At 62.0% G+C, this 24654-nt stretch carries 25 protein-coding genes and 2 tRNA genes; 10 read left to right on the forward strand and 17 right to left on the reverse strand.

Annotation, left to right across the window (positions count from 1 at the left end; genetic code table 11):
- Positions 1-62 precede the first annotated feature (62 nt).
- The 5 genes from AC1D3C_RS17690 to AC1D3C_RS17710 form a co-directional block, all read right to left on the reverse strand.
- The gene (locus AC1D3C_RS17690; RefSeq protein WP_477483794.1) at positions 63-1436 is read right to left on the reverse strand and encodes a glutamate--cysteine ligase; all 1374 of its coding nucleotides are present in this window, start codon (positions 1434-1436) and stop codon (positions 63-65) included.
- Positions 1437-1563: 127 nt separating this feature from the next.
- Complete coding sequence (locus AC1D3C_RS17695; RefSeq protein ID WP_477483795.1) at positions 1564-2301, reverse strand: 16S rRNA (uracil(1498)-N(3))-methyltransferase; 738 nt, start codon at positions 2299-2301, stop codon at positions 1564-1566.
- 13 nt (positions 2302-2314) lie between these two features.
- Positions 2315-3820 (reverse strand): inorganic phosphate transporter, encoded by a 1506-nt coding sequence (locus AC1D3C_RS17700; protein ID WP_477483796.1) that lies wholly within the window; start codon positions 3818-3820, stop codon positions 2315-2317.
- A gap of 144 nt (positions 3821-3964) precedes the next feature.
- Positions 3965-4471 (reverse strand): NUDIX hydrolase, encoded by a 507-nt coding sequence (locus tag AC1D3C_RS17705; protein ID WP_105418566.1) that lies wholly within the window; start codon positions 4469-4471, stop codon positions 3965-3967.
- A gap of 214 nt (positions 4472-4685) precedes the next feature.
- A complete protein-coding gene (locus AC1D3C_RS17710; protein ID WP_477483797.1) occupies positions 4686-5459 on the reverse strand; it encodes a FadR/GntR family transcriptional regulator in 774 nt (257 codons plus the stop codon).
- Between the two features lie 97 nt (positions 5460-5556).
- Here AC1D3C_RS17710 and AC1D3C_RS17715 point away from each other — a divergent pair, with 97 nt between their 5' ends.
- The 3 genes from AC1D3C_RS17715 (at position 5557) to glcF (ending at position 9736) form a co-directional block, all read left to right on the forward strand.
- A complete protein-coding gene (locus tag AC1D3C_RS17715) occupies positions 5557-6996 on the forward strand; it encodes an FAD-linked oxidase C-terminal domain-containing protein (protein ID WP_477483798.1) in 1440 nt (479 codons plus the stop codon).
- Entirely contained in the window at positions 6993-8189 is a 1197-nt protein-coding gene (locus tag AC1D3C_RS17720) for an FAD-binding protein (protein ID WP_477483799.1), read from the forward strand. The genes AC1D3C_RS17715 and AC1D3C_RS17720 overlap by 4 nt, the downstream gene beginning before the upstream one ends.
- 242 nt (positions 8190-8431) lie before the next feature.
- Positions 8432-9736, forward strand: a complete 1305-nt coding sequence (gene glcF / locus AC1D3C_RS17725) for a glycolate oxidase subunit GlcF (protein ID WP_477483800.1) — start codon at positions 8432-8434, stop codon at positions 9734-9736.
- Between the two features lie 58 nt (positions 9737-9794).
- Here glcF and AC1D3C_RS17730 read toward each other — a convergent pair whose 3' ends face one another.
- The 3 genes from AC1D3C_RS17730 to AC1D3C_RS17740 all read right to left on the reverse strand — a co-directional run bounded on the left by AC1D3C_RS17730 (position 9795) and on the right by AC1D3C_RS17740 (position 12313).
- Complete coding sequence (locus tag AC1D3C_RS17730; protein WP_477483801.1) at positions 9795-10514, reverse strand: outer membrane protein; 720 nt, start codon at positions 10512-10514, stop codon at positions 9795-9797.
- Between the two features lie 181 nt (positions 10515-10695).
- Complete coding sequence (locus tag AC1D3C_RS17735) at positions 10696-11388, reverse strand: L,D-transpeptidase (protein WP_477483802.1); 693 nt, start codon at positions 11386-11388, stop codon at positions 10696-10698.
- 148 nt (positions 11389-11536) lie between these two features.
- Entirely contained in the window at positions 11537-12313 is a 777-nt protein-coding gene (locus AC1D3C_RS17740; protein ID WP_477483869.1) for a L,D-transpeptidase, read from the reverse strand.
- A 241-nt stretch (positions 12314-12554) separates the two neighbouring features.
- Between AC1D3C_RS17740 and AC1D3C_RS17745 the strand changes: the two genes are divergently transcribed.
- On the forward strand, positions 12555-13184 hold the full coding sequence (locus tag AC1D3C_RS17745; protein ID WP_038540148.1) for a DNA-3-methyladenine glycosylase I: 630 nt from the start codon (positions 12555-12557) through the stop codon (positions 13182-13184).
- Here AC1D3C_RS17745 and AC1D3C_RS17750 read toward each other — a convergent pair.
- From AC1D3C_RS17750 to relB, 5 genes are all read right to left on the reverse strand, one after another.
- Positions 13171-13875, reverse strand: coding sequence for an HAD family hydrolase (locus AC1D3C_RS17750; protein ID WP_038548757.1), 705 nt, complete (start codon positions 13873-13875; stop codon positions 13171-13173). The genes AC1D3C_RS17745 and AC1D3C_RS17750 overlap by 14 nt on opposite strands.
- 87 nt (positions 13876-13962) lie before the next feature.
- Entirely contained in the window at positions 13963-14334 is a 372-nt protein-coding gene (gene copM, locus AC1D3C_RS17755; RefSeq protein ID WP_477483803.1) for a CopM family metallochaperone, read from the reverse strand.
- 57 nt (positions 14335-14391) lie between these two features.
- Positions 14392-14757 (reverse strand): hypothetical protein, encoded by a 366-nt coding sequence (locus AC1D3C_RS17760; protein ID WP_477483804.1) that lies wholly within the window; start codon positions 14755-14757, stop codon positions 14392-14394.
- Between the two features lie 46 nt (positions 14758-14803).
- A complete protein-coding gene (locus AC1D3C_RS17765) occupies positions 14804-15556 on the reverse strand; it encodes a hypothetical protein (protein WP_477483805.1) in 753 nt (250 codons plus the stop codon).
- Between the two features lie 35 nt (positions 15557-15591).
- Entirely contained in the window at positions 15592-15825 is a 234-nt protein-coding gene (gene relB / locus AC1D3C_RS17770; protein WP_172746650.1) for a type II toxin-antitoxin system RelB family antitoxin, read from the reverse strand.
- A gap of 144 nt (positions 15826-15969) precedes the next feature.
- Between relB and hisS the strand changes: the two genes are divergently transcribed.
- From hisS to AC1D3C_RS17790, 4 genes are all read left to right on the forward strand, one after another.
- Positions 15970-17538 (forward strand): histidine--tRNA ligase, encoded by a 1569-nt coding sequence (hisS, locus tag AC1D3C_RS17775; RefSeq protein WP_477483806.1) that lies wholly within the window; start codon positions 15970-15972, stop codon positions 17536-17538.
- A gap of 171 nt (positions 17539-17709) precedes the next feature.
- On the forward strand, positions 17710-18831 hold the full coding sequence (locus AC1D3C_RS17780) for an ATP phosphoribosyltransferase regulatory subunit (protein WP_477483807.1): 1122 nt from the start codon (positions 17710-17712) through the stop codon (positions 18829-18831).
- A complete protein-coding gene (gene hisG, locus AC1D3C_RS17785) occupies positions 18828-19526 on the forward strand; it encodes an ATP phosphoribosyltransferase (RefSeq protein WP_477483808.1) in 699 nt (232 codons plus the stop codon). Before AC1D3C_RS17780 ends, hisG begins: the two co-directional genes overlap by 4 nt.
- Positions 19527-19550: 24 nt before the next feature.
- Positions 19551-19955, forward strand: a complete 405-nt coding sequence (locus AC1D3C_RS17790; RefSeq protein WP_477483809.1) for a GFA family protein — start codon at positions 19551-19553, stop codon at positions 19953-19955.
- A gap of 64 nt (positions 19956-20019) precedes the next feature.
- Here AC1D3C_RS17790 and AC1D3C_RS17795 read toward each other — a convergent pair whose 3' ends face one another.
- The 3 genes from AC1D3C_RS17795 to AC1D3C_RS17805 form a co-directional block, all read right to left on the reverse strand.
- Positions 20020-20469, reverse strand: a complete 450-nt coding sequence (locus AC1D3C_RS17795) for a DoxX family protein (protein WP_477483810.1) — start codon at positions 20467-20469, stop codon at positions 20020-20022.
- A gap of 147 nt (positions 20470-20616) precedes the next feature.
- Positions 20617-22158 (reverse strand): cation:proton antiporter, encoded by a 1542-nt coding sequence (locus AC1D3C_RS17800; RefSeq protein WP_477483811.1) that lies wholly within the window; start codon positions 22156-22158, stop codon positions 20617-20619.
- Between the two features lie 174 nt (positions 22159-22332).
- Complete coding sequence (locus AC1D3C_RS17805) at positions 22333-22848, reverse strand: disulfide bond formation protein B (RefSeq protein WP_477483812.1); 516 nt, start codon at positions 22846-22848, stop codon at positions 22333-22335.
- A gap of 289 nt (positions 22849-23137) precedes the next feature.
- On the opposite strand from AC1D3C_RS17805, the gene AC1D3C_RS17810 reads away from it, so the two are divergent.
- Positions 23138-23214, forward strand: a tRNA-Arg gene (locus AC1D3C_RS17810).
- Between the two features lie 416 nt (positions 23215-23630).
- Entirely contained in the window at positions 23631-24014 is a 384-nt protein-coding gene (locus tag AC1D3C_RS17815) for a hypothetical protein (protein ID WP_477483813.1), read from the forward strand.
- Positions 24015-24285: 271 nt separating this feature from the next.
- Here the strand turns inward: AC1D3C_RS17815 and AC1D3C_RS17820 are convergent.
- Positions 24286-24370, reverse strand: a tRNA-Leu gene (locus tag AC1D3C_RS17820).
- Between the last annotated feature and the right edge of the window lie 284 nt (positions 24371-24654).

The raw sequence follows: 24654 nt of genomic DNA on the forward strand, positions 1-24654 counted from the left end.
CACCACTATATCCAGAAAGTGCTGAACGGAAACCGGTTTTTAGAACCGATCTCAATCTCGCATCAGTATTGGTATTCCTCGAACACCGGCTCGACCGAACCGTTCCAGCGGCCGTGGTAGAGAGACAGCATGTCGTCTGCCATGGTCGTCTTCTTGGCAAGCACTTCGTCAAGCGGTTGCAGGAAGATGCTTTCGTCCTGGCCTTCGCCGTTCAGCCGCGCCCGCGCCTTCAAACCCGCCTTGGAGATCGCCACCGCCTCGCGGGCGACGTCGAGCACCGACTTGCCCTTGATTTCAGCCTTCAGGCCCTTCGCCGGCACGGCATCGCGCATGGCGATGACGTCCTCGACCGTCCAGTCGGCCGTCAGTGTTTCGGCGTCGGCAAGCGCCGTGTCGTCGTAGAGCAGGCCGACCCAGAAGGCCGGCAGAGCACAGATCCGCCGCCACGGGCCGCCGTCGGCGCCGCGCATTTCGAGGAAGCGCTTCAGGCGGACATCTGGGAAGAGGGTGGAAAGGTGGTTGGTCCAGTCGCCCATGGTGGGTTCCCAGTCCTTGACCTCGCCCTTGAGGGCGCCGTTCATGAACTGGCGGAAGGTGACATGCGTGCAGTCGTGGTATTTGCCGTCGCGGACGATAAAATACATCGGCACGTCCAGCGCCCATTCCACATAGTCGGCAAAGCCGAAATCTGGCCTGAACACGAAGGGCAGCACACCGGAGCGCTGGTTGTCGGTGTCCCGCCAGATGTCGCCACGCCAGGAGACCAGCCCGTTCGGCTTGCCTTCGGTGAACGGGGAGGACGCAAACAGCGCGGTCGCGATCGACTGCAGCTTCATCGACACGCGCATCTTGGCGGCCATGTCCTCCTCCGAGGAGAAGTCGAGGTTCACCTGGATCGTGCAGGTGCGGTACATCATGTCGAGGCCCTTGGAACCGACCTTCGGCATGTAGCGCGTCATGATGTCGTAGCGGGATTTCGGCATGCGCGGGGTTTCCGCGAGCGTCCATTTCGGGCTGCCGCCGATGCCGAGAAAACGAATGCCCATCGGTTCGGCGATCTCGCGCAGAACCGCGAGATGCTGGTTGGATTCCCGACAGGTCTGGTGGATGCTCTCGACCGGTGCGCCGGAAAGCTCGAACTGGCCGCCGGGCTCGATGGAAATCGCCCCCATGCCGGACTGCTCGCCGAGCCCGATGATGTTCTCGCCGTCCATGATCGGCTCCCAGCCGAGCTTCTTTTCCATGCCTTTCAGCAGCGCGGAAATGCTGGCGTCGCCGAAATAGGGAACCGGACTGTTGTCCGCCCGGAAAAAGGCGAATTTTTCATGCTCCGTGCCGATGCGGAAATCTTGCTTCGGCCGAGCTCCCTTCGCCAGGTAGGCGGAAAGCTCGGACACCGAGGTCAGCGGTGTCTGGTCGGTCGTATCGCGGGCCATGAAAATTACCTTGCTCGGAATGCCTGATCTAGACGGATAGCCGGCTGATTGGACCGGATTGATGTGCGCTGCAAGTGAATTTCTTTCAAGATAGATTCAGAATTTCAAGGCCGTCATGTCAAGCGGGTCACCGCCAGTCGCCGACCGCTGCCTGGATGACTGCGAGCGCCGCCACCGCGGCCGTATCCGCCCTTAATATCCGGGGCCCGAGCGGTATCGCGGTGACGAAGGAAAGCGAACGCAGCCTTTCCCTTTCCTCGTCCGAAAATCCGCCTTCCGGCCCGACCAGCAGCGCCAGCTTTGTCTCCTTGATTGCCGTAAGGATCGGCAGCGGGTTCTGGCCCTCGTCGCCTTCGTCGCAGAAGATGATGCGCCGATCGTGGGGCCAGGTGTCGAGCAGGTCGCCGAGTTTCTTTGGCGGCGCGACCTCCGGCACCGACAAAATGCCGCACTGCTCGGCGGCCTCCACCACGTTCGCCTGAAGCCGGTCCATGCTGGTGATCTTGCCCTGCACATGCTGGGTCATCACCGGCTGGATGAACCCTGCACCCATCTCGACCGCCTTCTGCACCAGATAGTCGAGGCGGCCGACCTTCAGCGGCGCGAAAAGATAATGCAGATCGGAGGCCGGCGGCTGCGGCCGGGTTTCCTCGATCGCCTCCAGCACGATCTTCTTTCGGGTCGGATAGGTGATCCTCGCCTTCCATTCGCCGTCGCGGCCGTTGAAGAGCAGGATTGCCGAACCTTCCTCCATCCTCAGCACGTTGGCGAGATAGTTAAACTGCTCCGACGACACTTCATGGCGGGCACCGCCGCCGAGGGGCGCCTCGATGAACAGCCTCTGCATCCGGAAATTCGCGCGCATGGAAACCTCGAAGCTAGACGAACAGCGCGAACATAGCGGTGGCGATCAGCGCCGCAAGGGTTGCGGCCGCCGGAAGGGTTATCATCCAGGCCGCGATGATGCTCAAGAAATGCGAGCGCCGCACCAGGTAACGCCGTTTCAGCTCATCGTCATTGCGCTCGAAGGGCTCGGTGGTATCGAGGTCCTTGCCGGCCCGCACCCGCATGTATTCGAAGCGGCGGCGGGAATGGCGGGTATACCATTCGCGGAAAAAGCCGACGCCGAACACCGCACCGACGGCAATATGGGTCGAGGAGACCGGCAGCCCGATCCAGGATGCGACGATCACGGTCAGTGCCGTCGACAGCGAGACGCAATAGGCGCGCATCGGATTGAGCTTGGTGATTTCGGCGCCGACCAGCCGGACCAGCTTCGGGCCGTAAAGCAACAGGCCGAGCGAGATGCCGAGGCCGCCGATGATCAGTTCCCACAGCGGAATGTGCACCCCGGCCGAAATGCCTCTTTGCGCTGCCGAAACGATTGCGGCAAGCGGACCGATGGCGTTCGAAACGTCGTTGGCGCCATGCGCGAACGAGAGTAGCGCTGCAGAAAGGATGAGCGGAATGCGAAAGAGCGTGCGAAGCGACTGGTTGCGGTTTTCGAGCCCTTCGGCCTGCCGGGCGATCACCGGGATCAGCAGGCGCCAGGCGGCGAGGCCCGTCAACAGGGCGATCAGCGTCGCGACCGGCGTTGAGACGTCCACCAGTTCTCCCAGCCCGAGCAGCGCCAGGTAGCCCGCAAAGGCGCCGGTCATCACGCCGATCAGCACCGGCACCCATTTTTTCGCCGCGGCGATCTTGTCCTCGCGGTAGATGATGGTTTCCTTGACGAAGAACAGGAAGGCGGCGGCGATGACGGCGCCGAGGATCGGCGAAAAGACCCAACTCGCGGTGATGCCCGCAATCGTTCCCCACTTGACTGCGGAAAGTCCGGCGGCCGCGATCCCGGCGCCCATGACCCCGCCGACGATCGAATGGGTGGTGGATATCGGTGTGCCGAGCCAGGTCGCGACGTTGATCAGCACCGCGGCCGAGAGGAGTGCCGCCATCATCGCCCATATCAGCACGTCGGGGCTGGTGATCATGCCGCCCTGCATGATGCCGTTGGCGATCGTGTTGGCGACGCCCCGGCCGGCGATCACGGCACCTGCCACTTCGAAGACGGCCGCAAGCCCGAGACCGAAGGTCATGGTCATGGCACGGGCGCCGACGGCCGCGCCGATATTGTTGGTGACGTCGTTGGCGCCGATGTTCATCGCCATGTAGGCGGCAAGGCCGGAGGCGGCGATGACGACGACGGCGCCGGGTTTGCCCGTCACGTAGGCGGCTGCAAAGATGGCGACGAGGATGATGAACAGCAGCGCCGTTCCCGGTGCGGCAAGCCCGCGCGACATCTGTCGGGCGGCTTCCTCCACGGAGGAGAATTTCTCCAAATCCTTGTCGAGCGTCGGCTTCGCCAGGCGCGGCCTTCTTTGGCCCATATCTCCATCCTTGGGTGAAAAGTGAGGCGCGAGAACGGAACTTGCCTGCCGTCTCCGCCTCGGGGAAGAAATCAATACCTATCGCTTAATAGCGAGCGCAGGCGAAGGCAATATTGCGGAATTGTGAAGGTGCTTCGAAGCGCTCTAACTTGCAGCCTTGATTGCAAGCTGCGGAACGCGCGGCTGCATTCGTTCGGCAAACTGCAGGAAGAGAATCTTCAGTTCCGGCTCATTGACGCGCATCGCGGCCTCTTCGCAGGAAACCCATTCCAGTGTTCGAGAGCCCTTTTCCGGATAGCTTTTCAGGCATTCGTCCACTTCGAGCGCATGGACCTGCACCCGCACAGGGATCTTCAGGCCGTTATCGAGGGTCTTGCGGTAGTGATAGAAACCGAGCGGTTCCTTCTCCACCTTGCCCTTGACGCCAACCTCTTCGAACGCTTCGCGTTCGGCCACCTGGTGAGCCTTCTTGTCGGTCATCGGCCAGCCCTTGGGCACGACCCAGCGGCCGGTATCGCGGCTGGTCGCAACAAGAACCTCGAGTTGTCCCGGCTTCTTTTTTATCCGGTAGCAAAGCGCAGCATATTGCTGCCGCGGCGGCCGCTGCAGCATCAACCTGAGATTGCTCGTAACCCGATCCATCAAGCCCAATTTCTGTTTAGTCCTCCAGCAAATGGTAATTTACTAATATAATGCTTGCGCGAGGATTAACGACCCTCAGCGGCTTCTTTTGACAAGAATCACGGTGGATAACCACCACGGAAGCGATAACCATTGTGAGGCCACTTGGTTTCACGTCAATAGAAATTTGCACAGGTGTTCAATTGTAGCTGTGCATGACGTCCGGCCATCAGGAGGAGGGGCCTCAGATCGTGGTCTGAATCATCCTGAGTTGTGCGATTCGGCTCCATTCTCCCGTGCGTTCGGCCTCGTTGGTGACCTTGGAGATGAAGTCGATATGGTCTTCCGCAGCCTTTCGGGCCTTTGCAGGATCGCCGTCCAGTATCGCCTGGCCGATCGCCTCGTGTTGCGTCATCACGGCATCATGGGCGCTACCGACATTGAAGATGACGCGGCGGTTGTAAAAGATCCCATCGCTGAGCAGCCGGTAGCAGGCGCGCAGGGTGTGCATGAGAATGATGTTATGCGCTGCGTCGCCGATGGCATTGTGGAATTCGACGTCGGATGTCAGCTCGTCCTCGAAACGCCCGTCCCGATGCGCACTGCGCATCGTCTCCAGGATGCGCTCGATGAGTTGCTTGTCGGTGTCCGTCGCACGTTCGGCGGCAAGTTCCGCCGTCATGCCTTCGAGCTGGCGACGATATTCCAGATAGTCGTGAACCGCCCGCTGATGCCGGCGGATCAGGGCGACCAGCGGCGGCGAGAAGATCTGGCCGACGATATCGGCCACGTAAGTGCCGCCGCCATGCTGGCTCACCAGCAGCCCGCGTGCCTCAAGCTCTTTCAGCGCCTCCCGCAGGATCGGCCGGGAAACGTCGAACCTCTGCGCCAGCTCGCGCTCGCCCGGCAGGCGGTCGCCGTCGCGCAGCACGCCGTTGAGAATCAGGCTCTCGATCTGCAGGATGACCTCGTCCGCAGTTCGACCATGCGGCACCGGCGCGAAAAGCTCATGCGTCAACTTTGCCGTCTCCATCGGGTGCCACAGCCGGGCGTTCCGCGCTTCTTGTATCACTGGTAAAAAAAGTATACCAGTTGAATGTCTTTAGGAGGAGCCGGTGGCCGATACGATCAGTTTTCTAAAGCCTCGCGAGGCGGTGCTGTCGCGCCGGGCGGCGATCATTGCCGACCTGACCGAGCTTCTGCCGCCCGAATGCCTGGTCCATGAGGCGCGCGAGCTGGTGCCTTTCGAGACGGACGCCTTCGTCTCCTATCGCCGCCTGCCGCTCGCCGTCGCCCTGCCGAAGACCACGGCGCAGGTAGCCGCGGTGATGAAATACTGTCATCGTTATGGCATTCCGATCGTGCCGCGCGGGGCCGGCACCTCGCTTTCCGGCGGCGCCATCCCGCAGGAGGATGCGGTCGTGCTCGGCCTGTCCAAGATGTCGCGCATCCTGGAAGTCGACTACGCCAACCGCACCGCCACCGTGCAGGCCGGCGTCACCAACCTCAACATTTCCGAAGCGGTCGGCATCGACGGGTTTTTCTATGCGCCGGACCCGAGCTCGCAGCTCGCCTGCACCATTGGCGGCAATATCGGCATGAATTCCGGCGGCGCCCACTGTCTGAAATACGGCGTCACCACAAACAACCTGCTCGGCGTGAAGATGGTGCTGGTCGACGGCACGGTGATCGAGCTCGGCGGCAAACATCTGGATGCGGCGGGTTACGACCTGCTTGGCCTCGTCTGCGGTTCGGAAGGCCAGCTCGGCATCGTCACCGAGGCCGTGGTTCGGCTGATCGCCAAGCCGGAAGGCGCCCGCCCGGTCCTGTTCGGCTTCGATACGTCCGAACACGCAGGTGCCTGCGTTGCCGATATCATCGGTTCCGGCATCATTCCGGTCGCCATCGAATTCATGGACAAGCCGGCGATCGAGATCTGCGAAGCCTTCGCCCATGCCGGTTATCCGCTCGACGTGGAAGCGCTGCTGATCGTCGAAGTCGAAGGTTCGGAAGCCGAAATGGATGCGATGCTGAAGGCGATCGTCGAGATCGCTGGACGCCACGGCGTCAAGACGGTGCGCGAAAGCCAGTCGGCAACCGAGGCGGCGCTGATCTGGAAAGGCCGCAAGTCTGCCTTCGGCGCCACCGGCCGCATCGCCGATTACATATGCATGGACGGCACGGTGCCGCTCGGCAAGCTCTCCTATGTGCTCAACAAGACCTCCGAAATCGTCGACCGCTTTGGGCTCAGGGTCGCCAACGTTTTCCATGCCGGCGACGGCAACATGCATCCGCTGATCCTGTTCAATGCCAACGACCCCGAGGATGCGGCCAGGGCCGAAGAGGCCGGCAACGAGATCCTGAAGCTCTGCGTCGATGCCGGCGGTTGCCTGACCGGCGAACACGGCGTCGGCATCGAAAAACGCGACCTGATGCGCCACCAGTATTCGGAGGCTGACCTCAACCAGCAGATGGCGGTGCGTTACGCCTTCGACGAAGGCTGGATTCTCAATCCGTCGAAGGTCTTCCCGCTCGATGGACGGCCGGCCGCATGACGCTGATACCCAATTCCGAGGCGGACGCCGCCTATATCATCCGCAATGCCGCCGGCGACGGCAAGAAGCTTGCGCTGTGCGGCGGCAATACCCGCGCCGGTTTCGGCAACTCCGTCGAGCCTGCCGAAATGATGAACTCGACCGGCCTTTCCGGAATTGTCGACTACGAGCCGGCGGAAATGGTGATGACGGTCAAAGCCGGTACGCCGGTCGCCGAGATAGAGACGGCGCTTGCCGCCAACCGGCAGATGATGGCCTTCGAGCCGATGGATCATCGCGGCGTGATGGGCACGCTCGGCGAACCGACGATCGGCGGTGTGTTTGCCGCCAATGTCTCCGGCCCGCGCCGTTTCGTCTCGGGTGCTGCCCGCGACAGCCTGCTCGGCATCCGCTTCATCAATGGCCGGGGCGAGGCGATCCGCGCCGGCGGACGGGTGATGAAGAACGTCACCGGCCTCGATCTCGTCAAACTGCTCGCCGGCTCGCACGGCACGCTCGGTTTTCTGACCGAGGTGACTTTTCGGGTGTTGCCGGTGCCGCAGACGGTGGAGACCATCGTCATCTCCGGCCTCGACGACGCGGCCGCCGCAAAGGCGATGGCGGCGGCGATGGCGCTGCCGGTCGAAGTATCGGGCGCCGCCCACCTGCCTCAGACCGTCCGGTTCCGTTTCCTCGGCGGTGGATTGCCGGAAGGCGAAGCGACTGTCCTGCGGCTTGAAGGCCTTGGCGCGTCGGTTTCCGTGCGTGCCGAAAAACTCGCTGCCGTCATGGAGGCCTTCGGTCCGGTCTCGCGGCTCGGCCTGGAGCAGAGCCAAACGCTCTGGCGCCAGATCCGCGATGTCTATCCCTATTCGGATGGAACTTTGAAGCCCGTCTGGCGCGTCTCGATCGCGCCATCTGCAGGCCATCAGCTCGTCGCCGCCCTCCGACTCGAAGCCGGCGTCGATGCTTATTACGATTGGCAGGGCGGGTTGGTCTGGATGCGCATGGAGGCAGACCCGGAAGCCGAACTGCTACGCCGCTATATCCGTGCTCTCGGCGGCGGCCATGCGACGCTGCTGCGGGCGTCGGATGCGGTGCGCGCGGGGACACAGGCTTTCGAGCCGCTGCCGGATGCGGTGGCGCTGTTGTCCGCCCGCGTCAAACAGAAACTCGACCCGGCGGGGATCTTTTGCCCGGGGAAGATGGGGTGATGAATATGTCTTCGGTCGTGCCCAGGCACCCCCCTCTGGCCTGCCGGCCATCTCCCCCACAGGTGGGGAGATCGGCTGGGCGCGCCGATACCGCCTCCATCACCGCTGTCGAAATTGGCGAGACATTGCCGCGATTCGATCTCCCCCCTTGTGGGGGAGATGTCCGGCAGGACAGAGGGGGGTGTGCTTCAGGACGCAGTGCCACCGATCGACACGCAGCTTCCGCGAGGGATATCCATTAAATGCAAACCAACTTCACCCTGGCTCAGCTTGCCGATCCGCATGTGGCCGAATCCGAGCAGATCCTTCGTCGTTGCGTCCATTGCGGCTTCTGCACCGCCACCTGTCCCACCTACGTGACGCTCGGCAACGAACTCGACAGCCCGCGCGGCCGTATCTACCTGATCAAGGACATGCTGGAAAACGGCAGGCCGGCGGACGAGGAAGTGGTTACCCATATCGACCGCTGTCTCTCCTGCCTTGCCTGCGTCACCACCTGTCCGTCCGGCGTCGACTATATGCATCTGGTCGACCATGCCCGCATCCATATCGAAAACACCTACCGCCGCCCGCTGGTCGACCGCCTGATCCGCAGCCTGCTTGCCGCCGTGCTGCCCTATCCCGCCCGCTTCCGCACCGCGCTCGGCTTTGCAAGGCTCGGCCGGCCTCTAGCGCCGCTCCTGAAGCGGGTCCAGGCACTAAGGCCGTTGGGAGCAATGCTGGACCTCGCGCCGAAATCCGCCGCCAAGGTTTCCGATTCCGCAAACCCCGGCACTCGTGCGCCTGAGGCAGAAAGGCGCGGCCGCGTAGCGATCCTGTCAGGTTGCGCCCAGCCTGTACTTGATCCGGGTATCAACGACGCCACGCTGCGGCTTCTCGCCCGGTTCGGTGTCGAAGTCGTGGTGCCGGAGGGCGAGGGCTGCTGTGGCGCGCTCGTTCACCACATGGGCCGTGAAGAGCAGGCGCTCGATTTTGCCCGCCGCAATGTCGATGTCTGGACGCGCGAAATCGACAGTGGCGGGCTCGACGCGATCATCATCACCGCGTCCGGCTGCGGCACGACGATCAAGGACTACGGCCACATGCTTCGCCTTGATCCGGCCTATGCGGACAAGGCGGCAAAGGTTTCGAGCCTTGCCAGGGACATTACCGAATATCTGTCGACGCTCGACCTGCCGAGGCTGGAGCCGAAGCGGCTCAACGTCGCCTATCACTCCGCCTGTTCGATGCAGCACGGTCAGAAGATCACCATGGCGCCTAAGAACCTCCTGAAGGCGGCGGGCTTCACCGTCCGCGACCCGGGGGAAGGGCATCTCTGCTGCGGTTCGGCCGGCACCTACAATATCCTGCAGCCGGAAATCTCGGAGCAGTTGAAGGCCCGCAAGGTCAGGAATATCGAGGCCACCAAGGCGGACGTGATCGCCACCGGCAATATCGGCTGCATCACCCAGATCGCCTCCGGCACCACAATCCCGATCCTGCACACGGTGGAGCTTCTGGACTGGGCCTATGGCGGACCGAAGCCGGAAAAGATCCCGGCCAGATAAAAAGACCCAATAAAAAAGCCGGCGAAATCGCCGGCTTTTTCGACATAGGCCTGAAGCCTTAGAACTTGTAGGAGACGCCAAGGTTGATGGCGTGCGTCAGGATGTTGGTCTTCAGAGAAGCGCCGCTGTCGATATCCACGTCCACGAACGAGTAGTTGCCCTTGTATTCGGCAAACATCGCCCACTTTTCGGTCAGCTGGTACTTCACGCCGGCCTGGGCCTGGATCGTCGCGCCGCCGAACTGATATTCGAAGGTGCGGCCGGAAGCGCGGGTCACTTCGACGTGCGGCACGTTGATACCGACGCCGGCGCCGACATAAGGCGTCCACCGGCTGCCCTCGATCGGGAACTTGTAGAGCGCGTTGACCGTCAGGAGGTTGAGGCCGTCGGTAAATTCGAAGACGCTCCAGCCGCCGGCCTTGGCCATCGTTTCGTCGTCGGCATAAACCTTGGCGTGGGTGTAATCGAGCGAAACGCCCCAGTTCGAGAGGGCGCCGCCATCGAACCAGTAGGTGCCGCGGACACCCCAGTAGGGAGGCATCTGGAAGGGATTGGTATCCCAGCCGGCTGCGAAATCCGGTCCGTCGGACACGTCCACATGGGAATGCGGCGCGAATTCGTAGCCGCCGTAAACGGAGACTTCAAATCCTCCGGTGCTGACGGGGGCGACATAGGCGGGATTGGCCGGGGTCAGGTCGGCCGCTTGAGCCGGAGCAATATAAGCAAGACCAGCGGTGAGAAGCGTGGATGCGAAGGCGAGAGAAAGAATTTTGCGCATGAATCAGCCTGCAGGGAGGGACGTTGGCTCTTTGATGACTCAATGTTTAGCGGCGGATGCATCGCCGGTCTGTGCTTTTTTTGCACCAGTCGCCGACGAAGCTAAGCCAGTTATGGTTAACGAAACCTAAACCCATGAAAAAGAGCGGCTTTCGCCGCTCTCCGGATCTTTGCTTGGTGGTTCAACCGCCGAAAATAGTGGCGAAAATGTCGATCCCGCGATCTTCGAAATCGACTTTCCCCTGCCGGTTGCCGGGGCCGATGACGATCACCTTGGTGCCGATGTCGGCGCGCGAATAAAGATGCTCGACATCCTTGTTCATCATGCGGATGCAGCCGGACGACATGTTGAGGCCGATCGTCCAGGGCTGGTTGGTGCCGTGGATGCGGAAGATCGTGTCGCGGCCGCCCTTGTAGAGATACATGGCGCGGGCGCCGAGCGGGTTGTCGATGCCGCCTTCCTGCACGGCCGGCAGAATACGGCCGGCGCGACGTTCACGAACGCGCATCTCGGCCGGCGGCGTCCAGGAGGGCCATTCCGCCTTGCGGCCGACATTGACGACGCCCGACCAGCCGAACCCTTCGCGCCCGACGCCGATGCCGTAGCGGGTCGCCCGGTTGGGGCCTTCGATATAATAGAGGAACTTGTTGTTGGTATCGATGATGATCGTGCCGGGCTTTTCGGTCGAAGAGAAGCGCACCATGCGGCGCTTGAATTCTTCCGGCACTTCCCGCGGTATTGCGACCAGCGTCACGTCGCTTGCCGGGCGTTCGATCAACGGCGCTGCCGGGCTGATTGCGCTCGCATGCCCGGCGGTAAAGAAGATCACGCCAGCCATCCCCATGGCCATAGCAAGGGTCTTGCCTGTCCTCATTCCCAAATCCTCTCCGATGTGTTTGAGCGGCAAAAACTAGCCGACTCGGGCATCAAAGCAAGCAGGGACAGGTCTAATAAAGAACATGTGATGGCAAAAAGGCGGCGGGACTGTGTCTCCGCCGCCTCACCTTCGGCAATTGCCGGCATTACATGACGATGACCTTGGTGCCGATATTCACCCGTTCATAAAGATCCGTCACATCTTCGTTGCGCATGCGGATGCAGCCGGAAGAGACCGCGCTGCCGATCGTCCAGGGGGCGTTGGTGCCGTGGATGCGGTAGAGCGTCGAGCCGAGATACATGGCGCGGGCGCCGAGCGGGTTTTCCGGGCCGCCGTCCATGCGGGCCGGCAGATAGTGGCCCTTGACGGCTTCGCGCTGGATCATTTCGGATGGCGGCGTCCAGTCCGGCCATTCGGACTTGCGGGTCACCCGGTGCTCCCCGGCCCATTCGAAGCCCGGTTTGCCAACGCCGACGCCGTAGCGGCGAGCCTGGCCATTGCCCATCACCAGATAGAGGAAGCGGTTATTGGTGTCGATGACGATCGTGCCGGCCTTTTCCTTGCTGTCGTAGGCGACTGTCTGCGGCAGGAACTGCGGTTCGATCTGGCCGCGGATCGGCTGCGGCCGCATCGCGACCTGTTGGGCCGGCGAGCGGTCGAAGATGCCGCGGCGAACCATCGGCTGCTGCTCGCGCTGTTGGTAGGCTTCACGTTGTTGGTAGACCGGGCGCGGCTGGGCAGCCTGGCGCGGATAGACGACCGGGCGGCCGTTCGGGCCGGCAAGCTGCATCACCCACGGGGCTGCAAGATCGGGGCTGACGACCACGGGCGGGCGTTCGCGATAGCGGTCCTGGGCAAGCGTGGCGGAACTGGAAAAGGCGGCAGCAAGGCCGAAGGCCAGGAAAAGGGTTTTCTTCATGATCGGATCCACACGTTACAAATCACCGACCGGACGCCCCTCAAACTTTTGGATAATTTGGCGTCGGTGTTGACGAACATGGTGACCGCGAGGTGAAAGCGAATGGTAAACGGGTGGAACATTCAAAGCCGGCCGGCCTATAAACCTTTTGGCAGGGTTACCGCCCGGTTTTGAAACATGGTTGACCAATGTTAAAGCCGGCGCAAAGCCGGTTAACCAAAAGATTTGCAGCAAGGGAGCGAGGATGGAAAAGGCGGGAATCATAGTCGGCGAAGACGGCAAGGGGCGTTGCGCCTGGCATGGCGGTCTCGAAGACTATCGGCACTATCACGACGAGGAATGGGGTCGGCCGGTGACCGACGATATCCGCCTGTTCGAGAAGATCTGCCTCGAAGGGTTCCAGTCCGGCCTGTCCTGGCTGACGATCTTGAGGAAACGTGAGAATTTCCGCGCCGCCTTTGCCGGTTTCGATTTCGAAAAAATCGCCCAGTTCGGCGAGGAGGACATCGCCCGTTGCCTCGCCGATGCCGGCATCATCCGCCATCGCGGCAAGATCGTCTCGACCATCAACAACGCCGCCCGCGCCATCGAACTGAAGCGCGAGTTCGGTTCGCTCGCCAAGTTCTTCTGGAGCTTCGAGCCGGGCCCGCATCTGCGTCCGGCTGTGATGGACCTCGCCACGCTCCGGGCCAACCCCACCACGCCGGTTTCCGTGCAACTGTCGAAGGCCCTGAAGAAACGCGGCTGGACCTTCGTCGGCCCGACCACCGTCTACGCCTTCATGCAGGCCATGGGCATGGTCAACGACCATCTCGAAGGCTGTTTTTGCCAGCGCGAGGTCGATGAACTGAGATTGAAATTCAGGCGGCCGTGATTTTCTGGAGGATCGAGGGCAGCTCGCCGAGATGTTCGATCTGGTGGAAGCGCGGCGCCGTGGTCGGCGCGTCCACGTGCTCCAGGATCCAGGTCAGCGCATGCGGCACGAACACGCCGTAGCTTCCCGCCGCAATCGCCGGCACGATATCGGATTTCAGCGAATTGCCGACCATCATCGCCCGTTCCGGCCCGTCCGCCACTTTGGAAAAGATGCGACGATAGGTGGTGGCGTTTTTCTCGCTGACGATCTCGACCGCATCGAAGAAATCGCCGAGGCCGGATTGCGCGAGCTTGCGCTCCTGGTCGAACAGGTCCCCCTTGGTGATCAGCACCAGCAGATATTCGCCGTTCAAGGTCTCCAGCGTCTCTTCCACATGCGGCAGGGTTTCGACCGGATGGCGCAAAAGGTCGCGGCCGATATCGAGGATCTCGCTGATCGTCCTGGTCGGCACCTTGCCGTTGGTGATTTCGATCGCCGTCTCGATCATCGACAGGGTGAACCCTTTGATGCCGAAGCCGTAATGGGAAAGATTGCGCTTTTCCGCTTCGAGCAACCGCTCGGCAATCTGCGCACCTTCGGCAAACTCGCCGAGCAGCCTGGCGAAATGTTCCTCCGTCAGCCGGTAATATTGTTCGTTCTGCCAGAGCGTATCGTCGGCATCGAAGCCGATGGCGGTAATCGGGCGCATGGATCTGCCTCCACCTGCTGATATGGCGAAAAAGAAAGCGCCGGGCAAGACGAAAGCCTGCCCGGCGCCGATCTGCATGAGGACTTGTTACTTGCCGTGCGCCTTCAACCAGGACTGCATGTCGGCGATTTCAGCCTCCTGCGCCTTGATGACGGCTTGCGCCAGCTTGCGGATTTCCGGATCCTTGCCGTGTGCAAGTTCGACCTTGGCCATGTCGATTGCGCCCCGGTGATGCGGGATCATGCTGCGCACGAAATCCGTATCCGTATCACCGGAATACTGGATCGCCATGTCCTTGTGCATTTTGGCATTCGCATCTTCGAATCCCTTGGTGGAGGGGCTGCCGCCGGTCGGCGTGCCCATCTTGGAGTGGTCCATTCCCTTCATCTCCTGCGCGGCGAGCGAGCCGGTCATGAGAGTGGAGAGGACAGCGGTCATGAGAATGATTTTCGCAGACATAGGGTTTCCTTTTCCGTGTCCGACAGAATTTTGATGATGAGGTGAACCGACATTACGTCAGCCTCGGGGAGGCGGCGTCAGCGGCGCCGTTGCCGGAGAGGCGAGCGCCTGTTCGATGGCCGGCGAAGGGTAGGCATGGGCGAACCGGCCATCGCCGCCGATCGCCAGTTCCGGCAGCAGCGTCAGGCAGGCGGCGCATAACGGCGTCACGCAGGTCTTGCCGCCATGCGGGCATGGCTGCTGCGATGACCCATGGGAATGCCCGGCCTTCGCCGTCTCGGTCGCCTTGCCATGGTCGTGATGTTGCGAATGATCCTGCACGGCCGCTGGGCTCGCCACGGGCATGTAAGGCATGCCGACGGCCGGCATGGCCCCGTAAAGGAGCCAGGCAAAGAACATCAAAATGGCGGCGGAACGTGACATGGTTCTGAATCTACGGTCATCCTTGCGGAAATCAACCGCGCGGACATCACAAGGCGATGACATCGTGCACCGCCTGATACACCTTGCTGAGTTCGCCATAAGGCGCGACCGGCCAGGTCCAGGCCCGTTTCGCCGCCGGCGCCGGCACGCCGCAGAGCAGGTCGGCCTCTTCCAGCACCTGGCCTGCCCGATCGGCGACGCGATAGGCGGTGTCGGTGATCAGAGCCGTTTTGCAGGGCAGTGCGGCAAGGCCATCGAGATGCGCCCGGACCAGTCGCTGCAAGATTTCTTCGCGCGCGGGAGTGTTTTCGGCCTCCAGCCGGCGTTTCGATCCCACCCCGATCTGCGACAGGATATTGGCCGAGACGACGAGATCGAGATACGGCACCTGCCGCAGGAAGGAGAGCGGCTCCGGAATTTTGGCCGTGACCGCATCGTCGAACCCGGAGAGGTCGCGCGAAATCAGCCGGACATTTCGGAACCGCTTCGCCTTCAGCCGCATCCGCACGCTCGCCAGATGCACGAGGTCGACCAGCACCACCGTATCGAATTTTTCCGAAAGATCATCGATCGGCACATCGCGCAGCAGGCCCGAACCCAGCACGACGCAGGTCCGCCGCTGCTTCATTCCGGCCGCCGTTTCGCGAATGAAGGCTTTGCAGTTCTCCTCATGCGCCACCCAATCCTTCGCACACCGTCCGGCCCGCGACCACAGGCTGACCGATGAATGGATAAAGGGACGGAATTTTTTGGGCGTGACCAAGGAGGTCGCGGCGTATTGGAGAGCTTCGGTGAGCATGGGTTAGCGATAGACCTTGCTGCGGTGGCCGGCTTTCAATTCTCTAATCCAAGCTCGCGTTCAAGCTGTTCCATCGTGTAGGTACTGGAATTACCATTTCGAATTTCTTCCATCGCACGATCTGCTGCAGCAATGTCATGCAGATCTTCCAGATGACGATGCAGGACTTGCGCGACATAGGCATCGGTATCGAAGCCATGGATATCCGCATAGCGGCTGAGCAAGCCATACATTGCCTCCGGGATTTCAATGGCGACGCGTTTGCTCATGACCTTTGCCCCTTCAGTGGTATAATATATAGCATCGCGTCCGCGTCTTCACCAGCCGCCGCCCTTGCCGCTCAGGCCTCTATCCTCTAAGAAACCGCACACAAATCCGGCCTCTCCGGGGCCTTTGGCAATGGAATTCCGATCATGAACGACAAGAGCAAGAAACCTCAGAAACTGAAAGCCCGCCTGCCGCGCGGCTTCGTCGATCGTTCCGCTGCCGATATCCATGCCACCAACGAGATGACCGCGAAGATCCGCGAAGTCTACGAGCGTTACGGTTTCGACCCGGTCGAGACGCCGCTGTTTGAATATACCGATGCGCTTGGAAAATTCCTGCCCGACAGCGACCGCCCGAACGAGGGCGTGTTCTCGCTGCAGGACGACGACGACCAGTGGATGAGCCTGCGCTACGACCTGACCGCGCCGCTCGCCCGCCATGTCGCGGAAAACTTCAACGAGATCCAGCTGCCGTTCCGCACCTATCGCGCCGGTTACGTCTTCCGCAACGAAAAGCCGGGCCCGGGCCGTTTCCGCCAGTTCATGCAGTTCGACGCCGATACGGTCGGCGCACCGGGCGTCCAGGCGGATGCCGAAATGTGCATGATGATGGCCGATACGATGGAAGCGCTTGGCATCAAGCGCGGCGATTATGTGATCCGGGTCAATAATCGCAAGGTTCTGGATGGCGTCATGGAAGCGATCGGGCTTGGCGGCGAGGAGAATGCGGGGCGTCGGTTGAATGTTCTGCGTGCTATCGACAAGCTCGACAAGTTCGGCCCGGAAGGGGTGAGGCTGCTACTCGGTGACGGCCGCAAAGACGAGTCCGGCGATTTCACCAAGGGCGCGAAGCTGCAGGAGAACCAAATTGATGCCGTCTTGGAGTCGTTGCGACCCGACATCATACTATCGGGACAAGGTGACGATCCCAATAGCATGCTGTTGTTGCGAAGCCCGGATGCGCTTGGTACTCAGCGAATGGACTTGGCGATAAGTTCGAATTATATGGCCGGACTCCAAGAGCTTCAGCAGATTAAGAGCCTTGTAAATGCGGCCGGTTACGGACCCGACCGCATCAAGATCGATCCCTCCGTCGTTCGCGGCCTCGAATACTACACCGGCCCGGTCTTCGAAGCCGAACTTCTCTTCGACGTCACCAACGAAAAAGGCGAAAAAGTCGTGTTCGGTTCGGTCGGCGGCGGCGGACGATACGATGGCCTCGTGTCGCGCTTCATGGGCCAGCCGGTTCCGGCGACCGGTTTCTCGATCGGCGTCTCGCGCCTGATGACGGCGCTGAAGAACCTCGGCAAGCTTGGCCAGGACGAGGTGATCGCCCCGGTTCTGGTGACCGTCATGGATGGCGACGTCGAGAGCATGGGCCGTTACCAGCGCTTCACCCAGGCCCTGCGCAACGAAGGCATCCGCGCCGAGATGTACCAGGGCAACTGGAAGAAGTTCGGCAACCAGTTGAAATATGCCGACCGCCGCGGCTGCCCGATCGCCATCATCCAGGGCGGCGATGAGCGGGCAGAGGGCGTCGTGCAGTTGAAGGACCTGATCGAAGGCAAGCGCCTTTCCGGCGAGATCGAGGACAATGCCAGCTGGCGCGAGGCCCGCGTGGCGCAGGAAACCGTTCCCGAGGCGGATCTGGTCGCCAAGGTGAAGGAGATTCTCGCGGCTCAGGCGGAGGATCGGAAAAGGGCGGGCAATGCTTGAGTGTAGACCCCTCCCCAACCCCTCCCCACAAGGGGGAGGGGCTTTACGCGGCGCGGGCCTGCCTCGCCCGGATACGGTGACGCCTGCGATTGCGCTCTTGGAGCGCCGCGGGTTAGTCCCTCCCCCTTGTGGGGAGGGGTTGGGGAGGGGACTTATCTTCGGAGCAATCCCATGCCCCTGATCGACATGCCCGACTTCTCCGCCGACCTCCTCGCCGAATTCGCCGCACGCCGCACCGAGCGGGTCAACACGCCGGTCATCCAGCCGGCCGAACCCTTCCTCGACATGGCCGGCGAGGATCTGCGCCGCCGGATTTTCCTCACCGAAAGCGAGACCGGCGCCAATCTCTGCCTGCGCCCGGAATTCACCATTCCCGTCTGCCTGCGACACATTGAAACCGCAACCGGCACGCCAAAACGGTATTCTTACCTCGGCGAAGTGTTTCGCCAGCGCCGCGAGGGTTCCCACGAATTCTATCAGGCCGGCATCGAGGATCTCGGGAATAAGGATATCGCCAGTTCCGACGCCCGCGCCATTGGCGATGCGACCGGCATCCTGAAAGCGCTGCTGCCCGGCAGCAAGCTCGCGCTCACACTCGGCGACCAGGCGGTGTTCGAGGCGGTGGTCAAGGCGCTCGGCCTGCCGTTCGGTTGGCAGCGGCGGCTGATCCACGCGTTCGGCGACATGGCCCATCTCGAAGCGCTGCTGGAACGGCTCGCCAAGCCCCAGCCGGTCACCGGCCTTGATCTGCAGATCGCCGAACTGATCGCTTCGGACAACGAGGCGGATCTCGTCGCCCGCATCGACCGCACCATGCAGGAAACCGGTTATTCCACCAATGCCAGCCGTTCGCCGACCGAGATCGCAAAAAGGCTCAAGGAGAAGCTGGAACTGGCCGAAACCCGGCTGGACGGCACCGCGCTGCTGCTGCTGCGCGAGTTCCTGACGCTGCAATTGCCGCTCGCCGAAGCGCCGGCCGCTCTGGCCGGTTTTGCCGATGCCGCCGGCCTGAAGCTCGGGACGGCGGTTTCCCGCTTCGACGCCCGGCTGGCGGCACTCGCCAATGCCGGTGCCGATCTCTCCGCCATGACCTACCGCGCCGCCTTCGGCCGTCCGCTCGACTATTATACCGGCCTCGTTTTCGAAGTGACCGAGGCGGGGTCGTCCGCGGTGCTTGCCGGCGGCGGCCGTTTCGACCGGCTGCTGACCCTGCTCGGCGCCAGGGAGCATATTCCGGCGGTCGGTTTCTCGCTCTGGCTCGACCGGATTGAAGCTGCGAGGGCACTGAGATGAGCACGATCACCATTGCTCTGCCCTCCAAGGGCCGTATCAAGGAAGAGACATCCGAGATCTTCGAGCGCGCCGGGCTCGCCATTTCCGCCGTCGGCAACGACCGCTCCTATCGCGGCCGCATCGAGGGCATGGAAGGCGTCGAGATCGCCTATCTCTCGGCCTCCGAGATCGCCCGCGAGCTTGCGAGCGGCGCCGTCGATTTCGGCGTCACCGGCGAAGACCTGGTGCGCGAAGGCATGGCCGGCGCCGACGGACGGGTCGAATTCTGCGCCCGCCTCGGCTTCGGCCACGCGGATGTGGTGGTCGCGGTGCCGGAAATCTGGCTCGACGTCGAAACGATGGCCGACCTCGGCGACGTGGCGGCGGATTTTCGCGCCCGCCACGGCCGTCGTTTGGCAATCGCCACGAAATACTGGCGGCTCACCCAGCAGTTCTTTTCAAGCCAGCACGGCATCCAGCTCTACCGCATCGTCGAAAGCCTCGGCGCCACCGAAGGCGCGCCGGCCGCCGGCCAGGCGGATATCATCGTCGATATCACCTCGACGGGATCGACGCTTAGGGCCAATCACCTGAAGATCCTGTCGGATGGGGTGATCCTGAAGTCGGAAGCCTGCCTGGTCAGGGCCCGCAAGCCGGCTCACGAAGACGATCCGCGGATCGCCAGGATCGTCGAGGCAGTCCGCGCCGTGCTCTGAGTTTTTTGAAGAGGAGGAAGGACGATGCATGTAACCGGTCGATGCCATTGCGGCCATGTGACCTATGAGGCGGAACTCGATCCGAAGCGGGTCGGTATCTGCCATTGCACCGATTGCCAGCTGCTCAGCGGCTCGCCGTTTCGTGTCACCGCCGTCGTCCCCGAAAGCGATCTGAAGCTCACCGGGCACGAGCCAAAGCTCTATCGCAAGGTGGCCGAGAGCGGCCGCGTCCGCCAGCAGTATTTCTGCCCCGAATGCGGCTCGCCGCTTTTCGTCAATGGCGAAGGTGAGGCGGCGAGGATCTGGGGCATTCGCTGGGGCAGCATCGACCAGCGGGCGGAGTTGAAGCCGCAGCGCCAGATCTGGTGCCGCTCGGCCGTTTCCTGGTTGCCCGACATGACGGAACTGCCGGCAGTCCAGACCGATTGATCATAAAAAATACCCGCCGGACTTCTCATCCGGCGGGCAGTCTTGGGCAGGGAATTTTGAAAGCTTAGGCAGCGATTGCGACAGAACCACGGCGGGCGTCGACAGAAAATGCGCCGGCGCCGATGGCGGCGAGAGCCAGGAACCCACCGGCAATCGTCAGGTTCTTCATCATCATCAGGCTGTTAAACACCGTCAGCAGGCCGTTGGCGGCCTCCGGGAAACCCGGGACGTTGATGGCGCCGGAATGGAAGACCAGCGCGGTAAAGACCGAGAAGAGCGCAAGCAGGATTGCTGCGATACGCGTCTGGAAGCCGGTCAGCACGGCAAGGCCGGTGATCAGTTCGAAGAGGCCTGCGACATAGGTGAGCAGCGTGGCGGCGGGAAGGCCGGCGCCGGTGATCATGCCGGCGGTGCCGGCGGGATCGACGAGCTTCTGGAAGCCGGACATGACGAACATGCCGGCCAGAAGAACGCGGCCGACGAGAAGCAGGGAATTGGTGGCAGTGGTGGACATTTTCAGATCTCCGGATCGGTGTCTCTGGTTGGACACGCGGGTTGAATTCTCTGGGACCGTATGTGCCCCATTTCGCCCGTATCCGGAAGATGAACAATGATTGACAGTTCGTTCGATAAAAGGAGACGATATTGACTGGCGGGTGGATCAGCTCTCCTCGATCCGGCGCGCATCTTCCGGCAGGACCGAAAGCTCGCGCCAGTCGATCTCTTCGAGCAGCAGATTGTATTCGTCGACATTGACCTTGTGCACGGAGCGAAGCTTTTCCAGCTCTTCCCGCTGTGCGGCAATCGCCTTCAAGGCCAGCCGCCGGTAGGTCTCGAGAGAGTTGGCGTCCTCGATCCGGGAAGCGGCCAGCTGCTCGATGCGGAATTTGGAGCGCAGCAATTCGGCTTCCGTTTCGGTCGCACCGTCGAGCCTGGAAAGGCCGGCGAGCGCGATCTTGCCGCGGATGACGGCGAGTTCGCCATGCCCCTCGGCGCGTCGGTCGAGGCCGAGCCACCGGATGATCGGGGTGAGCGTCAATCCCTGGACGACGAGGGTCGCAAGCACCACCGAAAAAGCGGTCAGCACCACCACGTCGCGCTGCGGAAAGTCCACAGGCAGGGCGAAGGCGGTCGCAAGCGTCACCAGACCGCGCATGCCGCACCAGCCGGCCAGCAGTGCCTGGGTCGTCGTCGCGGGTTCCGGCCTGCCGCGGCTGCGCTCATGCCAGGCGGTGAGCCGATTGTAGCCGACGCAGACCGCAAACCGCACGACGATGACGATCATGATCGTCAGCAGCGAAAAGCGGGCCGCATCCCAGAGGTGATCCGCCGGCATTCCGCCGACGATGTCGCGAACCTGCATGCCCATCAGCAGGAACGCCATGACGTTGAGAACGAAGACGACGGCCGTCCAGACCGCATAGGACTGCACCCGCATGCGCGCCGAGGAGCGGGCTTCGCTGCTTCTCGCGAGCGTCATCGCGAAGGCAACGATGGCAAGCACCGCCGACAGGCCGAGCCGTTCGGCGAGGATCCAGAGAAGGAAGGTCTGGACGAACTGCAGGAGGATGCCGCCGAGCGTGCCGGCGACGAACCGCATGAGATGCCGGACCACCCAGGCGGCCAGGATGCCGAGCAGCAGGCCGCCAGGCACCGCGACGGCAAGATGCAGCGCCACGCCCGCATCGAGACTGCCGGCCGATTGCACGGAGAGAGCGGCGTCGAAGATCAGCAGCGCAGCCGCATCGTTGAACAGGCTTTCGCCGCGAAGGACCGTATCGGTTGTGCGCGGGATCGACATCGACGACAGCACCGCCGTCGCGGCGGCGGCATCCGGCGGGGCGACGATCGCGCCGAGCACCAGCGCCGCTGCGATCGGCAATCCGGCCACCGTCCAGCCGACGAAGGCGACGGCAACCGCGGTCACGCATACGCCGCCGATCGCAAACACCAGCAGCGGCAGCCAGAACCGGCGGGCAATCCCGATCGGAAAATCGAACGCCGCATCGAGCAGCGCCGGCGCGATGAACAGCGCGAGCGCCGTTTCCGGGTCCAGCGAGATATAAGGCATGCCCGGCACCAGCGCGACCGCGGCACCCGCCAGCGCCAGCATCGACGGGTAGGGCACGGAAAGCCGGCGCGAAATCTGCAGAAGCACGATCGCGACAAGCAGCAGGACGAGCAGGCTCTCGAAGAAGTTCATGCGGCGATCTTAGAGACCGTCGAAGCCTTTGTCAGCGGCAGGCTTGCGCAATTTGTTCCAGACATCCGCGCGACACCGGCCCTGTGTTCGGGCCGATCGAAGCGATCGGCGCATAGCCCGGAAACGGAAGGGGCCCGGTTCAGTCGGGCCCCGGATCTTTCCGCATCAGGTGGTTCAGGCAGCCTTTTTGGCACCGACGAATGCGATGGCCGCCAGGATGACGCTGGCAATCACGTTCCAGCCGGCAAACGAGAGGCCGAGCACGCGAAGGGCTGCCTGCGTGCAGGACGGCCCGTGAACCGTGTTCAGGTCCGACAGCAGGCTGCCGGCATTGGTGGTGACGCCGGCCCCGCCGCCGCAGCTTGCCGGACCTTCCCAGAAGGCCCATTCGACGCCCGAGTGATAAACACCCATGCCGGCGCCGACCAGCATCATCACGCCGATGACGACCAGCAGCGCGCGGGTGACCCAGGCGGGCAGGCCGATCATCGAGACGATGATCGCGAGAATGCCGACCGGAATGCCGTAATAATAGGGATTGCGCTGCAGCAGGCAGAGCGCGCAAGGAATATAGCCGCCGATATACTGGAAAGCCAGCGCCCCGCCGACCGTCGCCGCCATGCCGAGCGTCAGGACGATGGCGTAGCCTATGCCGACGCGGAAACGGGGTGTGGAAGCTGTCAGCGCCATGCGCCTCTCCTAAAATGGTTTCGACCGGCGGGGGTGCCATGGCCTCACTTAGAGCAGATGCGGCGGCGCGGTAAGACAAATTATCTTGAATTGCGGGCCGGGCTTTCCGGGGACAAGGCAACGGCCAGTACCAGGACCATGGGATAAGGACCGCCGGAAGCCGCGGATGCCACAAATAGAACGCCGCCACCAGATGATTTGCATCCGCCGCAAATTGGCGATTGATGCCGGCAACATCCTGAGTTAAGAACCACCATCGGACGGAGACGAGTCATCGTCTTTCAGGTTAGCACCCGTAGCTCAGCTGGATAGAGTGTTGGATTCCGATTCCAAAGGTCACAGGTTCGAATCCTGTCGGGTGCGCCATTTTCCCAGTGTCCATACCGGAGACATAGGTAACAGATCGTTCCTAAGACAGGGGTGACAACCTCGTGCCGAACGAGTTGTCGATGGTTTGCAATGTCCTCTGCTCCAGGTCGATATATCCCAGATCATAAAGCATTGAGGCTGACGAGCCAAATGCCCCTGGATCAAGTCTGGGGCTGGCTCTGTCGACTTCCTTGCTTCCGAGCCTCTGTCGGCCAGCACGGCGCGAATTTCGGCAAGGTGGCGTAGTTTCAGCGCGACGGAATAGGCATCGATCGAACTTTCGGTTGCGTTCGCAAGGCTCGCGACGGCGGAGCGTTGCGCGCCATCTGCGAAGCCCATTTTTAGTTGCAATCGATATTGTCGGCTACTTTTTCGTCTGGCATAGATGTCTCGGAAATCCGGGGAGTCTTTTTATGAAGCATTTTCACAATAAGCAGTTTTTCGCCGCGCTTGCCGTTGCTTTTATTTTCTGCCAGCCGGCTCAGGCCGAGACGACCGATTGGATGAAAGGCACGGATTCCCTCAGATTTGCCAGAAAACTGGGTGCCGGCGGTGACATTGTCACCGGGATGGAATGCAAGGACAGCGGGCAGGCGTCGCTTGACTACGATAGCGCGTTGGTGCGTCTTACCTACAGCAGGAACGTCAAGCACACCGGCTGGGTCATCAGCGGCTGGAACAACCTGCCTTCGTTCAAGAAGTATTTCGCAGATAGGGGCTACAAGATGGTGTCGCAAACGATGTTTGTACGCCAAAAATCCGGTCTCCGACTTTACTGCGGAATCTTCTACAGGTAACCGGTTTGGCCGTGCGAGAATTCAGCAGTTCGCTTGGCCTCTCGACCCATGGTTCATGCGGCGGAACCCGCCCCACCGATCGATAGCTCAATATGGTTGGGTGACGTTCAGACAGGCCGAAACCTGCACAAGCAATCTGATCGCAAGCGGTTAGGCATCAAGGCGTCGAAACCGGTTGCGGAACAAATTGCGATCGAACTTTCCCCACACCTAAATTCCAATGTGGGAAAAACTAAAATAGCATAGGGAAATCAAAAGCCGGAAAGTGATGTGGTGCCCCGTGCCGGAATCGAACCAGCACTCCTTTCGGAACCTGATTTTGAGTCAGGCGCGTCTACCAATTCCGCCAACGGGGCACTTGGGTAGCGGTATGCGCTCTATCACGGGCCCGCACCGGCATGCAAGGGTGAAGTGAGGTTGCAATCCCGTATGCCTCGCAGCTGCGAGATTGTCCCGGATCAGGGCCGCTCGATGTCGTTTTTCCCGATCCTCGGCGGCAGATCGCCGTCTTTGGCGCCTCCCGGAACATGCGTGCCGCCTGGGCCTCCGGAGGCCGCCATCTCAGGTCCCCTCCCGTGTCCCCCTTGTATTTTAAGCATCCCGGATGTTAGCTGGTGCAGCAAAAATAGAAGCGTTGCCC

Source organism: Neorhizobium sp. P1_A6 (assembly GCF_056406795.1).